The following is a 14,093-nucleotide window of genomic DNA, read 5'->3' on the forward strand; positions in this document are numbered from 1 at the left end:
ATTTCTTCTACTACTTGAAGCTTAAAAGAAAGCGAGTAGTCTTTTTGGGTACGTTTAACATACCCAGTGGTTACTGGTGTTTTCATTACACTAAGAATTTAGTGTATCGCTATTTCAGGACGGGACAGAAGCAATAATGAAAAAAGCAACGTTTGTTATCATTTTTACAGAAGCATATGATTTAATTTTATTCAAATAATTTTGAACACTAAATTCACATGAACTTCCAAAAGCATCCAAAATTTTTGTTAATTGGGCTATTTCTGTGGAGTTAGAATTTCAAAGCGCTTTCAAGCTTAATAAACGCTATGTAAAGGAGATTATGAACAGTTCCTCTTTCTCCGCAAAAAACCCACACCTTTTCAAGTTGTGGGTTTTTACTTAGGTGTACTTACTACTAAAACTAAATCTGCACGGAAGCTAACATCTCTACTTGCTCTAGGATTTCAGAGTAAAACAAAATATCAATCTCTAAAAATGGAAATTCCTATCTGATACCGAAACATCTTCTCTCACCAAATAATCTGATATCCTCCTTCGTTGTCCGAATTGATCGTGCAAAAAAGAAATATGGAGCGAATCTGCACTCACATAAAAAATCTTAAAATCCTTATAATCCTTCTCCATCCCAAAAATCTCACCTATCTGCGGACTACTAATTCGGATATTACTATATCCTAAACTATCCTTTAAAACAGCCCAAGATCCTCGAAGTGATGGGCCACAATCATAATTTTCTTCATTATTGTCAAAAACTGTCCCGTCACTTTTAAATGTTTGGCGATAACTCAAGAAGCAATCACCCATATTCATTCTAGTCTTACCATTATACCGTTTAGCAATTTTCCAAACTTTTGTAGAGTCCCCCGCAATAAGCAGGTGTACATTTTCAGGAACCTGATATAAATTACTCTTATTTTCCGAACAAGAAAAATAAGCTACAAAAACTAAAACAACAATTACCCACCTCATAATGCGCTTACTCCTTTACGATCACTACTCGGTCGGAAACTCTGTAGCACCAAGTAAAATTGCACTCCAAATAACAGCGCAGCTATGACTAGGTGAAGCGGTTGACTTGTAAAAGGAAAATCTAGATAATACATCGCCACACCAGTAATAACTTCTAGCCCAATCAGAATCAAAACCCAATTAAGAAGTGCCGTATGTCCTAAATTCAACTTACGATTGCGCCAGTATACGTAGACATTTAACAAGGTAACCAGAATCGAAAATGAGCGGTGTACATAAAACCCAAGCGTAGGCGGATCAAGCCAAAGACTCTTAACCTCATAACCTACCTTAGAAACACGCTCATCCACATATTGCCTTACCTGTGTACCCATAGCTACTTGCACCAATGTCAGCATCACCGCGATTAACATTAAATATTTAAATGTAGGATCGTATATAAGGGAGTGATCCCTTTCAGAAAATACTGTATGATTCGTATTACGCTTTCGCGAAAGCGTAACCTCTCTCTCACGAAGTTTAAACCATAAGAATAGTAAGAGTCCCGCAATTACAAGCGCTGCAATCATATGGATCGTAATTTTTACAGGAGTAAGGTTACTATCTACAACAAGTTTTCCCAACCAAGCCTGAAATCCCATAAGCGGCAAGACAAGAAATGAAGCAAAAATAAGCCACGGACGACCTTTCCAATACCAGAAGGCAAAAACAACCATAAGCAACATCGGGATTCCTGCCAAAACTGTAACCAGCCTATTAATGTACTCAATCCAAGTATGCCATTTATTAAAGCTCGAATAATCGTGCTTTGTATAGCGCTCCCAATTTTGAGCATTATAGCTTGAAGTTGTTTCAAAATCTGCAGAAGCAACACGTAATTCCTTATTTCTAATAATAACCTGCCCCTCTTTATAAAATCTATTTGCTTCCCATTCTAAATCTGCCTCTTCTTGTGGCGGGATGTAATACCCAAAACATTTAGGCCAGTCAGGACAGCCCATACCACTACCAGTCATACGTACCACAGCACCTGCGACGATAATGAGATATAAAAATATGATGGAAATTTTAAGACTATTGCGATACCACATGCGCTCAATGATTAGGAATACAAAAATAACGAAATGACAAAAGCTTCTCATAAACTCAAATCAATAAAAACAAAAAGGCCTTTCAAAAAAATTGAAAGGCCCTTAAATTATATTTCGAGACATTTAGTTAAGATCCTGAAAGATAGAATGCATTAAACGCTTTTTATCATTTATACTCTCTTCTAGTGAGATCATTGTTTCTGTGCGATAAACTCCATCTATATCATCTAGCATAAATATGATGTTTTTTGCGTGGTTTGTATCCTGAGCCCTGATCTTACAGAAAATATTAAATTTTCCAGTAGTTACATGAGCCACAGTAACATAAGGAATTTGGGCAATGCGCTCCAGTACAAAAGTTGTTTGAGAAGTCTTATTTATAAACACACCTACGTAAGCAATAAAAGCGTATCCCAGTTTTGCATAGTCAAGAACAAGAGAAGACCCTGTAATAATACCAGCCTCTTCCATTTTCTTAACACGAACGTGTACCGTTCCTGCAGATATCAGAAGCTTCTTTGCAATGTCTGTAAAAGGTGTTCTAGTATTCTCAATAAGCATATCGAGAATTTGGTGATCTACTTCGTCTAGCTTAAATTTTGCCATTATATTCGTTTTAATTGAATTATATGCAAAAATAATTGAATATTAGTGAATAATCCGCAAACAATTTAGGATTATTGACTACAACGTTATCGTTAGGTCGATACTGTTATTCCATTCTGTAAGCGTATCCCCTACTTCTATTTTCTTATCTTCCTCATCATAAAGTCCTGCAGAACTAATTGCAATCTCCTTATGGCCAAAAAACCTATCTAAATCCCCTATTTGAGAGACTTTAGGAACGAATAAGACTTTATTACCCTGGAGCACCTCTTCGTACTGTACAGCGATATCATCTCCAGAGCTATTTCTTAAAATAATGTCAAAAAAGCACTTTTGATGTTCTGGTATTTTAAAATAGTCACCATCTACATCTTCTTTTTTCAACGCAATACCCGCTAAAGCTATTGAAATTGCAGCAAATACATAGCCTCTTGTGACCTCGCGCTCATAATCATCAGGGTAATGCCCAGCCTCAAATAAAATTGTCGGAATACCAGCCGCCATGAAAGTATCTCCAGTACAATTGAGATTAAAGTCATCGTCGTAACGTCCTATTTTTCCTGAAAGTTGTGGATTTAGGCCATTATATATATGAGAAATAATATTCATAGCCCGCTTTCGCGAAAGCGTAACACTACGCCCTTCATCACCAGAAGGAGCTAAAAACGAGAGCACAGATAGCGCCCCCGAAGCCTCAAAACCATAAATTGTGCGCTGTCCGTGTAGGTTAAAACAGTAATCTGGTTTAAAATCTTCAAAAATCTTAGCTAGAACTTGGCTTTCTGGTTGCGTAAGATCCTGCGCATCCCTATTTAAATCTACTTGAGCTGCATTTACCCTAGTGTAAGCCTGAGCTCCATCAGGGTTGAGCATAGGGATGATTATAATTGTAAAATGCTCCGATACCCAATCAAAGTTCTTATCTGCATCATCTACAGCTTTAAATAGGTCAAATACTGCCTTTGTTGTAGTGCTTTCATTACCGTGCATTTGGGACCACATCAAGATCTTTATTTTACCTTGACCAAACTCAATAGCATAAATAGGACGCTCTTCTACAGAATGACCTAAGACACTAATCTTAAATGAGGACGATAAATCATCTATCAAAGGTTCAATCTGATGCAGATTTATATAGCGTCCTTTAATGACTTTTTGATGATTGCTCTTATGCCAATCTAATAAATTTTCCAATTGTAAATTCATAAGATTACAAATGTAAACAAGTCAATGTTTCCAAATGTATACAGATACAATTTACAATTGTATACAGGTTTTGTTTTTGAGTTTTTTGATTACTCGGATAAATTCCTACTTAGAATATAATATATTTTAAAATGCTCTTATTTAGATTATTAATTACTATATATTCATCCTATGATTTAAATATTTATTCATTATTTAAGGATAGATTAGGTTATTTTCTTTCCAATGTTTACATTTGTATACTCTCAAAATAATGAGACGCTGTAAACAATGGTAAACACCCCTGAATTTACTAAACGACTTGAAAAAATATGCCAAGAGCACGACCTTTCGGGGGCTGCTTTTGCAGAGCGTATTGATGTGGGAAGGGCTACGATTTCTCATATTATGAGCGGTCGCAATAAGCCAAGCTTAGACTTTGTGATGAAGGTGGTCTCCTCCTTCCCCGATGTAGATTTATATTGGTTACTTAATGGAAGAGGCTCTTATCCCAAAAACATCCAACCCGAAATAGTTCAAAGAATAGTCCCAAATACAAAATCTTCAGATCAACCAGAAAATCCTGAACAAGAACAAAACCCAGCCATAAATCCCGTAATTGAAAAAAAGCTAGCATCTCCAGCAAATGGCTCAGCTATCAAACGAGTGGTGATCTTCTTTGAAGATGGAACTTTTGAGAGCTATACACCTTAAAATGCCCAGATAAATAGAAATTACTCTATCGTTTCATATTTTTGCAGCGCTATGAGATGGATTCCTTTTTTACTTATTACATTACTATTTTCGTGTACACCCCTAAAGCGGGATTGCAAAGCGTTTAAAACAGGAACGTTCAGTTTTGAAACATTACAGGACGGCCAGCTCATCACAACCACATTTACCCGCAACGACACGCTCGAGGTTGCTATGGTAAACGGACGTCCAGATTCTTCGGATGTGCGGTGGATAAATGATTGCGAGTATATCGTGAGCAAACGCAACCCTAAGAACCGTGCAGAAAAGCAAGCTGTACACATGAAAGTGCTATACACAGAGGCAAATTCTTATACTTTTGAATATTCTTTGGTGGGTAAACCGCGCAAGGAAAAAGGCTCAGTTTCTAAACTGAAGGACTAATTTTAGCTGATATATTTAATTACAATATGCTGAAATTCAAGTATTTAAGATTATTATTTTGCGAAAGCGTAGCCCTTTTACATCTATTCTTCTAGAGGGCTTTTTCAATTTCTGGCACGTTACTTGTTTACTATTCATTGTTCATCAATTAATCACGAACAATTAAGAACCCTTAAAACAAGATATTATGAAAAAGCTCGCTTTACTACTTATCGGCTTTATGACATTTGGTTTTACAAATGCCGCCGAGGATACGACAACAATTACGCGTTATGCAAACTATGACGGCAGTAGATATACTTTTACAGAAGCGGGAATTGAGTTTTCTGTTTTTCCAGATGGAGAATTTGATTTTTACATCCCACAATACACAGAGGGTGTTTCTGTTTCGGTTAATGCTGGTCCTGTAGGACTTACATTTAACACAGGATACGACTATGATCCTTATGTACAGTATGATGATTTTGGTGCGGTAATACAAATTGAAAACACTCCATTATATTATGACAACTTTGGTCGCTTGACACAGGCCGGAAGCGTAGATATAAGATATAATAGTAATCGTATTGTACGCGTGGGAGGACTTAACGTTTTTTACAACCGCTATGGAGCGTTTGATTACTATACTGGATTTATTAATGTTTATAACAGACATTATGTGTACCGCCCATTTTACGACTATTTTTACAGACCAGTTTTTAATAGATGTCTAGTATGGACAACTCCATATAGATTACACTACGCCCCTATTCGCTATGGATATGCGTTTCATAGAGATAACTACTGGAGAGGATATAATGACGGATACAGAAATGCACGTCGTGACTTTAGACGTCCAGACCGTGGTCGTGTGGCTCACAATAACGGACGACGTGGTAATGTAGATCGCAATAACAGAAGCTTTAGAAGAGCTGCAGTTACAAACACGACAGGAAGATCCAGAAGTAATAATGGCGTAGTCTCGAGAAGTAATACTTCAAGAAGCAACTCTAGAGGTACAGCTAGCACATCTAGAAGTACAAGAGGAAATAGTACAGCAAGTCGCTCATCACGTTCGGCTAGTCCTAGAGCAACATCGGGTAACCGTTCAACGAGCAGAGATACTGCAAACAGAGGTTCATCACGCTCTAGCCAATCGGCAAGAACGGCTGGTGCGTCAGGTAACTCTAGAGGTACAGCATCGAGAACTGCACGTAGTACGAAACCAAGAGCAACTCAATCTCGTACATCTAGTAGTTCAAGAGGAACAGCGTCTGCGAGTGGCAGAAGTTCAAGTAAAGCCTCAAAGCGCTCATCGAGTAGCTCAAGAGCCATAGCTTCTAATGATGGTCGTAAGAGCAGAACGAGTTCGGCACAACGAGGTACTACATCTAGATCGAGTAAATCAACTGCATCACGCAGTTCGAGATCAAGTTCTAATAAGAGTACATCTCAAAGAACATCAAGAAGTTCTAGTAAGCGTTCAAGCGCAAGCAAAGCTCCACAAAGAACAACAAGCCGTAAGAGCTCAAGTAGCAAAAGCACAAGAGCCCGTCGCGGATAGAAAATTTAGATTTTTGGTTGGTTAGTTTGGAATTCCCGTTACAGTGTGGTTACTGTGCGGGAATTCTTTTTTGTATGCATTTAGAACTTTGTATATTTCTTGACAGCTTCGGTTATATCTGTTGAGATATTTGTCAAGCGTACGACCAGAATAAATAAACCGCCCAGCAACAGTGATTTCACTAAAATGCTGAGGACTGGATGCCAGTCAAAATTCCAAAAATAGAAAACGCTAAAGAAGACCCCTCCTACTAGAATCATTTTTAAGGTGCCTATGGTAAAAGGATGCATCTTAAATTTCCACTGGACAATCATAATTTTCATTACACCATAGCCTACACTTGAAATAAATGTTGCCACGGCCGCACCGTGAATCCCATACAGCGGGATAAGCCACATATTAAGACCTATAGCGATAAAAATAAGAACTACACCTATCACTAGTACAAGCCTATAATAATCACTATTGAAAATTATCGCATTATTCACACCAAGTACGTTATCAAAAACTCTTGCAAGACCTATAAGCAATACCACATAGAGACCATCTGCATACTGAGGCTCTACAAGTTTATATAGTGTTTCCACATTGCAGGCGATAAGCAGGAAAAGTAATGATGAAATAATAAAAAGGGTTAATGAACTCCGTTTGTATAAATTCTCAATTTCTGGAAAATTCTTCTCATTTAGGAGCTTAGCGACCATTGGGCTTGTAATTTGATGCATCGCCCGTTGCGGGATCACGATGGTGGTTGCAATATAAATCGCAACCGAATAATAGGCTACATTCTGAATAAACTCATATTTTCCTATCATAAACTTATCAATGTCCAGAAGCATTGTTGCCACAGAACCTGCTATAATGATGAGTAGCGTATACTTAATGACTCGTGAGAAATTCTTCGGCAACTGGTAACCATCACTTCCGAATGAAAACTTAGGCATTCTCAAATGGAACGCGTAAATTTTCATAATCACCATTCTTAAAATGTAAACAGCGGTAAACAGAATAAAGAAAAGGTTTAGGTCAATAATCTCGTAGCCCAGCAACAATAATAGCAAGGCCACGAGCAAGCGATGAAAAACTTCCTTTAAGAAATTACCAAAAATGCTTTTGAGCTGTACACGAGCCCAGGCAAAAAAGATTTCAAAATAGGCCGCAGTAATAGCGAGAATAACGATATACCATACATAGTCTGCAACTAGATCGTTTTTTGTAGATAAATAGGCTCCGATTTCATCATAAAAAACAAAGAAAACCCCTAGTCCAATTGTGACGGGAATCAATGGCAATAAAAGCATCACCCACAAAAACCGATCTTGTTCAGCTCCGGCATATGATGAATAAAATTTAATGAGTGTATTGTGAACGCCAAAGGCAAAAATGGGCATCAATAACATTGCCGTAGAGAGCAAGAAGCCTACTAAACCATAATAAGTGTCATTCATAAATTGCACATAAAAAAACAACGTGTTAAGCGCGCCTATCCCAAACCCTAAAAAGGTCGTGATAAGATTGCTCAACGATTGTTTGATTACGATTCCCACACTTAAATTTTAATGATTTCCGCAAGTCGGCTTGTTAGTTCGCGCCTATGATATTTATTTATCTCAACAGATTTTACACTTAAATCTTTACTTGAGATAAAGCCCTTAAATTTCTCTAAAACAAAGTGCTTTATCTCTTCTTTCGAATTATATGTAAAGTACTTTCCAGCACCAGTCTGGTCTATAATTGCCTCAACATCTCCTTCGGCGGGACCTACTGCGAGGATAGGTCTGCGTGAAGCTAGATATTCAAATAATTTTCCTGCGATAATACCTTTAGTGATGGTGGCGTCTATTTCTATAAGCAACAAAATGGAGGCCTGTCGCTGTAATATCAACGCTTCTTTGTGGGATACATAACCCAATACTTCTAAGTTTTCGGCGAGTCCTTGGGTGGCGATGGAGTCTATGACTTCTTGGCTTACTTTTCCGGCTAGTTTTATTTTTAACGCTTTCGCGAAAGCGGAATACTCTTCTTTCAACTGCGCAATTGCCTTCCACAATGATTTAGGATTACGGTCAGACAGCAAAGAACCGACGTGTGAAATGGTAAAAGTGTCGTCCACCGGAACCTCTGGAATTCCCTCATCATCAAACCCATTAGTAATCACGTGAATAGGTTTTTGTGTAATCGCCTCAAATTCTCTAGCTGTAGAAGGGCTTGTGACTATAACTTTATCTGCCATTTGTAATACCTCCTGCTCTAGCCTTTTATGCTTTGCCTTTGTATTTGTGGTCATTTTAAGCTTGTCGTGATACCCAATTGTAGTCCACGGGTCACGAAAATCTGTGATCCATTGCATTTCTGGAAACTCCTTTTTAAGGCCAAGACCTATTAAATGCAAGCTGTGCGGAGGTCCGGTCGTAATGATGGTCTCAATGCTGTTATCTGAAATATACTTCCTAAGAAACCGCACAGAAGGCTTTACCCAAAGGATGCGTGCATCAGGAACAAAGAAATTTCCGCGGATGTATAGCATCGCTTTTTGCAAGAAACTTTGCTTTCTCTCCTTTGGAATAATTCCTGAGGAAATTGATTTTGTTTGCTTTCGCGAAAGCTTACTCGCCCACCCATAAGGCTCCGTGATAGGATGTTTTATAATTGTGATGCCCTGAGTGACTTCATTAACTAAAGTCTCGTCCACCAAAGGATAACTAGGATTTTCAGGGATAAAAACTACAGGCTCAATACCAAATTCTGGTAAATACTTTACAAACTTAAGCCACCGCTGTACGCCTGGTCCACCCGCGGGAGGCCAATAGTAACATATGATAAGTGCTTTTTCAGCCATTTTATGCGGCTTCTTCTTTCTTTGATTCCTTCCAAGTATAAAACAAACCTCCTAGAACCAAGATTACGAGGAGTAAACTGCTCGCCAGGGTGATGGTGCTTCCTGTTTTTACAACTTGCGGATCAAAAACAAACGCAATGGTGTGATTCCCGGCAGGAACCTTAATGCCACGCAACATATAATTTACGGGATATATTTCAGTAGGATTACCATCTATAGTTGCTTTCCAGCCGTGTTCGTAATATGCTTCGGCAAAAACTGCAAAGCCTTCTTTGCTATTATTGGACTCATAAACCAGCTCATTAGGTTCGGATTTTATGACTTTAATGATGGCAGTGCTGTCTTTTGTAAGTTGCTGTGCTCCTATCTCGTTTTTGTATTTCTCACGAATGACTACGGTTTCCTTAGTATTTATTTCGCGTAAAGCGTTATACTCGGCATTGTAATCTGGCACATACTGTATATCGTTTACAAACCAAGCAGGGCCATTTGCATACGGATTGCGCTGTGTATACATCGCTCCTTTATTATCTTGAATGATATACTTGACATTGAGCATATTAAGGGCACCCACATTTCCTGAAGCAATGAGATTATATACATCCTCCATACGTTGTGGTCGTACGGCAGAATAGCCATTAAGCGAATTAAAGAAGTAAGCCGCGTGTGACTGGTTGTAACCACGATACTGGTCCAGCACTCTGAAATAGCCGTCGTCCTCAAGGATCTTCTTATCGGCTGGAGTAGGCTCAAAGTTTTGGGCATATTTTCGCTCGGTGATAAAATTTTCTTCGGTTACACTGCGGCGGTCAACGCCTACAAGGTCAAAAAGGATGATACAACCTATTAAAACGATGCCGATATTTTCTTTAATTTTCGCTTTAAGCGACAACCAAAGAATTCCTCCCAAGGTCAATACCAGAAGCAATGAACGTAAACTGTCGCTTTTTAATATGGTAAGTCGGTCGGCTTTTATTGAATTGAGGATTTCAGGTTGTTCGATGGCCATTCTACCTTCCGCATCAGAACGAAGGTCAAAAAGACTACCCCCAAAGAGAAAGAAAACCAAGCATAACCCACCTAAAATTCCTACAGCTATGAATAGCTTCTTAGTCTTCACTGCACTATCCTCTCGCTGATTATAAAATTGGTGCAATCCTATCACTGCTGCAATGGGGAACAACAACTCAAGAATCACTTGAATACTCGTAATCGCTCGAAACTTATTGTATAAGGGCACATAATCAACAAAAAATCGTGATACCCCCTCAAAATTCTTACCCCAGCTCAAAACTAAGGAGAACACAATCCCGCCGATGAGCCACCAGCGCAATCTTCCTTTTATGAGAAATAATCCTAGTAAGCCCAGTAAAACAACCGTTACTCCTATATATGGTGGATCCTCAACAAATGGCTGGTCACCCCAGTATAAACTTGTAGTCTGCGCATAATAATTTGCTTCCTCTGATGGAACCTGTAAATTGATAAGTTTCTTATAAAAAGCTGAGTCACGTCCCAGGTCTGAAGCACGCCCAGATCCGAAGAGCTTAGGGATAAATAAGTTAAATGACTCTGTAATCCCGTAGCTCCACTGGGTAATAGTTTCAAAGTCAAGACCGTCCGTAGTTGTGGACTCGGTTGGATTTTCAGGAGTTAGCAGTTTTTCTCCCCGTATACTTGCTTTGGCGTATTCGGCAGTACTTAGAAGTGTTGTTGCATTAGTCGCTAGTCCCAATAAAACTGCAAGGACTAAAATTCCTACAGCCTTAAAGAAGTGGGGTAATTGCTTACGCTTAAAAGCATCTACCAGATAGGCAATTCCTAAAATAAGCACGAGAAATCCTAAATAATAGGTCATCTGGTAGTGATTGGCCTGTATCTCCAGCCCCATCGCCACTGCAGTGAGCAGGAATCCCCACAAGTACCGCTTCTGGAAGGTCATAATTATACCAGCCAAAACCAATGGAAAATAGCCTATCGCGTGCGCCTTGGAATTATGCCCTACACCAATTATAATTATCAAATATGCCGAAAACCCAAACGCTAGTGCCCCGAGAACCCCGAGTTTCCAAGGAACCCGCATTACAAGCATTAAAATATAGAAACTAAAAAAATATAGAAAAAGATAGTCGGCTGGACGGGGTAAAAAACGAATCGCGCGATCCAGCTTGTCCATGTAATCGTGAGGAAAATAAGCGCCCATCTGGTAGGTAGGCATTCCGCCGAATGCTCCGTTAGTCCAATAAGTCTCCTCCCCTGTCTCTGCTCTAAACTGGCGGTGCTGCTGCGCCATTCCTTCATACTGCTTGATATCGTTTTGATACAGCATTTTTCCAGAAAGCACAGGATTAAAAAATAAAAGAGAAACTGCAATAAAGCCGAAAATCACTAAAATGTGCGGTAATAGTTGCTTCAAAGATGTGGGCATAGGAACATATTAAATTGTCATTTACAAAAGAACGGAAAATTAAGGGAAATATGTAAACAAAAAAATCCCGCCATAAAGCGGGATTTCAGGTTGTTCAACACCTTGGAGTAGCGCGTTTAGTTGTCCTTAAAGACATCCATCACTCCTTCAAACTGAGATACGTCAATACCTCCCTTTTCCATAGTTTGCGCTAGTTTCATCATATCGCCTATGTTCATATCGTCTCCCAAGAGACGTGCGAGCATAAATCCTTTTGTATCATCTGCTACAAAGACAATCATCTCATCTATAGCTTCTTCTTCTCCTTTAAAGAAAAGTTTCATAGCCCCCATATCAGAATTTGCTTTCATAAGCTCCTCATAGTCATCTCCAGCGAGGATTGTGTTTACTTTTACTTTCTCCGCTTCATAATTTGCTTCCGTAGTACTATTGCGTTGATATGCCATAATATTGATCTTACGAACGGTCTTGAGTACCTTCTTTTGCTCCTCATTCAAAGCATCGCTGTCTTTACTTATAAGACTCGTAGGGATGTCCACAAGAACAAAATCTCCATTTTCTTGATTGTCTACATAGTATTCTTGCAAGGACTGTTTATCGTTACAACTTACCAGGGTTACAAGTCCGAAAGCAGCAATCGTTATTATTTTAAGTAGTGCTTTCATAGTTTTATGATTTTTTTGCTTTATCTACGTTCTTTAGTTCTTCACTCCCTTTAAAATCAAACTCTTGGGCAAGTTTTGAAATTTGCTTTAAATCTATATCTCCAGTGAGTTGGAAGAATACAGCTCTATTCTCTCCTTCAATGTTTCCATTGAGGAACATTACAAATTCACTTACGTAGTCCTCATTCTTTCCTTCTTTGTAATAGAATTTTGCCGTTCCTTCATCTCCAGAAGCACGCATCAATTCTTGCAATGTCCCTTTCCCTAGGTATCCTTTCATTGCTGTAGACATTTGCCCCATCACAGCATCATCCTTAGAAGTAAACATCTTGATATTCTTAAGATTATCTACTAAATCCTTGTATGCCTTAATTTCTGGGTCTGCACCATCCAGATCAACTTTGCTCAATAATTTGAACATCTTTTGATTCATAATAAGTGACTGAACACCTTTTGTGTCTTCAAATTTGTCAAACTCATTTTGCGCCTGCATTCCTACTGAGAACACTGCACATATTGCTACTATAATTAACTTTTTCATCGTTATTGTTTTTTAAATTTTAATTCTAATTTGTTATAAATGGTGCTGGAGCATTCTGAAATTCTGATACCACCTCCAGCTGTGCAGTACTTTGATTAAACATTTTAGACATTACTCCAAAAGCTTGCTTTGCCTTTAGTACAGCAACTTCTTCATTTTCATAGGTTCCTTCGTATCCTGCGTTTTGGTTAAGTTGGGAAAATAGGCCTATGGCGATGATTACCGTTGCCGCTACGCTGGCTATCCAGCTCCAGTTGCGTTTCTTAGATGGTATTTTGATGGTAGTGGGTAGTGTTTCTTGTTGCGCTTTCGCGAAAGCGGAAAACATCCCACAATATACTTCTAGATGAGGAGCAACGTCCTCTCCAGTGAAGTAATCGCGTAGGGTTTTCTCCTCGACCAAAGTCGTCTCGCCCTCAAAATAGCGTTCCAATAAAACCTCAATCCTTTTAACGGATTCCATAATTCTGTTTTTTTATTAGTCCTTCTCTTAGTGTTTTTCTCGCTCTGGACAAAGCCACCCTCACGGCAGTTTCATTCATCTCAAGCATCTCTGCAATCTCAGCATTGTCAAACTGTTCCACATCACGCAACTGCACGATAAGTTGCTGTTGTTCTGGAAGTTGCTCCATTAACTTAAACAACCACTCCACCTCGTCATTTGCTTCTACTTGGCGCCCCGTGTTAGTGGAACTGTCCTCGTAATTACTGTGAACAATTTTTAAATTATTACTGCTCTTTGCCTTAAGCTTATCGTAGCAATAATTTTTTGTCATTGTCATTGCAAAAGCTTCAACACTTCTGTAATCTTGAATCTTTGAACGTTTTGTCCATAACTTCAACAGGATTTCCTGTGTCGCATCCTGCGCCTCCTCTGCAGATACTAGCAATCGCTTTGCAACGCGATACACCTTATCTTTAAAAGGATTTACAAGAGTTATGAACGATTCTTGATTCATTTGTTGTGGTTAGTTATCAGGTAGACGATGTACATCTCAATTTGTTACAGCATAAATTTATAAGCCCACTATTTCTCGTAACGTTTTCTGTATTTAGTGGTCTAACTTATAGTTCTAATAACGTAAA

General features: G+C 38.8%; 14 protein-coding genes. 3 read left to right on the top strand and 11 right to left on the bottom strand.

What is annotated here, in order from left to right; all coding sequences use genetic code 11:
- Window positions 1-471 precede the first annotated feature (471 nt).
- From EAX61_RS10570 to EAX61_RS10585, 4 genes are all read right to left on the bottom strand, one after another.
- Window positions 472-972 (bottom strand): lipocalin family protein, encoded by a 501-nt coding sequence (locus EAX61_RS10570; protein WP_121917667.1) that lies wholly within the window; start codon window positions 970-972, stop codon window positions 472-474.
- A complete protein-coding gene (locus EAX61_RS10575) occupies window positions 969-2,063 on the bottom strand; it encodes a COX15/CtaA family protein (RefSeq protein ID WP_121917789.1) in 1,095 nt (364 codons plus the stop codon). The genes EAX61_RS10570 and EAX61_RS10575 overlap by 4 nt, the downstream gene beginning before the upstream one ends.
- Before the next feature lie 123 nt (window positions 2,064-2,186).
- Window positions 2,187-2,669, bottom strand: a complete 483-nt coding sequence (locus EAX61_RS10580; protein WP_121917668.1) for an Lrp/AsnC family transcriptional regulator — start codon at window positions 2,667-2,669, stop codon at window positions 2,187-2,189.
- Between the two features lie 78 nt (window positions 2,670-2,747).
- Window positions 2,748-3,875, bottom strand: coding sequence for a M14 family zinc carboxypeptidase (locus EAX61_RS10585; RefSeq protein WP_121917669.1), 1,128 nt, complete (start codon window positions 3,873-3,875; stop codon window positions 2,748-2,750).
- A gap of 270 nt (window positions 3,876-4,145) precedes the next feature.
- Between EAX61_RS10585 and EAX61_RS10590 the strand changes: the two genes are divergently transcribed.
- From EAX61_RS10590 to EAX61_RS10600, 3 genes are all read left to right on the top strand, one after another.
- Window positions 4,146-4,568 carry a helix-turn-helix domain-containing protein gene (locus tag EAX61_RS10590; RefSeq protein WP_121917670.1) on the top strand — a complete coding sequence of 141 codons (423 nt, stop codon included), beginning with the start codon at window positions 4,146-4,148 and terminating at the stop codon, window positions 4,566-4,568.
- Between the two features lie 51 nt (window positions 4,569-4,619).
- Window positions 4,620-4,991: a DNA topoisomerase IV gene (locus tag EAX61_RS10595; RefSeq protein ID WP_121917671.1), complete on the top strand. Its 372-nt coding sequence runs from the start codon at window positions 4,620-4,622 to the stop codon at window positions 4,989-4,991.
- 187 nt (window positions 4,992-5,178) lie between these two features.
- Window positions 5,179-6,534: a hypothetical protein gene (locus EAX61_RS10600; protein WP_121917672.1), complete on the top strand. Its 1,356-nt coding sequence runs from the start codon at window positions 5,179-5,181 to the stop codon at window positions 6,532-6,534.
- An 80-nt stretch (window positions 6,535-6,614) separates the two neighbouring features.
- On the opposite strand, the gene EAX61_RS10605 is transcribed toward EAX61_RS10600, so the two are convergent.
- The 7 genes from EAX61_RS10605 to EAX61_RS10635 form a co-directional block, all read right to left on the bottom strand.
- On the bottom strand, window positions 6,615-8,081 hold the full coding sequence (locus EAX61_RS10605) for a lipopolysaccharide biosynthesis protein (RefSeq protein ID WP_121917673.1): 1,467 nt from the start codon (window positions 8,079-8,081) through the stop codon (window positions 6,615-6,617).
- A gap of 2 nt (window positions 8,082-8,083) precedes the next feature.
- Window positions 8,084-9,373 carry a glycosyltransferase family 4 protein gene (locus EAX61_RS10610; protein ID WP_121917674.1) on the bottom strand — a complete coding sequence of 430 codons (1,290 nt, stop codon included), beginning with the start codon at window positions 9,371-9,373 and terminating at the stop codon, window positions 8,084-8,086.
- Window position 9,374: 1 nt separating this feature from the next.
- The gene (locus EAX61_RS10615) at window positions 9,375-11,801 is read right to left on the bottom strand and encodes a YfhO family protein (protein ID WP_121917675.1); all 2,427 of its coding nucleotides are present in this window, start codon (window positions 11,799-11,801) and stop codon (window positions 9,375-9,377) included.
- A gap of 116 nt (window positions 11,802-11,917) precedes the next feature.
- Window positions 11,918-12,466: a DUF4252 domain-containing protein gene (locus EAX61_RS10620; protein WP_121917676.1), complete on the bottom strand. Its 549-nt coding sequence runs from the start codon at window positions 12,464-12,466 to the stop codon at window positions 11,918-11,920.
- A 4-nt stretch (window positions 12,467-12,470) separates the two neighbouring features.
- Window positions 12,471-13,007 (bottom strand): DUF4252 domain-containing protein, encoded by a 537-nt coding sequence (locus EAX61_RS10625; RefSeq protein ID WP_236642027.1) that lies wholly within the window; start codon window positions 13,005-13,007, stop codon window positions 12,471-12,473.
- A gap of 25 nt (window positions 13,008-13,032) precedes the next feature.
- Window positions 13,033-13,470 (bottom strand): hypothetical protein, encoded by a 438-nt coding sequence (locus EAX61_RS10630; RefSeq protein ID WP_121917677.1) that lies wholly within the window; start codon window positions 13,468-13,470, stop codon window positions 13,033-13,035.
- Window positions 13,457-13,966 (bottom strand): RNA polymerase sigma factor, encoded by a 510-nt coding sequence (locus EAX61_RS10635; RefSeq protein ID WP_121917678.1) that lies wholly within the window; start codon window positions 13,964-13,966, stop codon window positions 13,457-13,459. The genes EAX61_RS10630 and EAX61_RS10635 overlap by 14 nt, the downstream gene beginning before the upstream one ends.
- Between the last annotated feature and the right edge of the window lie 127 nt (window positions 13,967-14,093).

The organism is Dokdonia sinensis (assembly GCF_003688895.1).
In the GTDB taxonomy this organism is placed as follows: Bacteria; Bacteroidota; Bacteroidia; order Flavobacteriales; family Flavobacteriaceae; genus Dokdonia; species Dokdonia sinensis.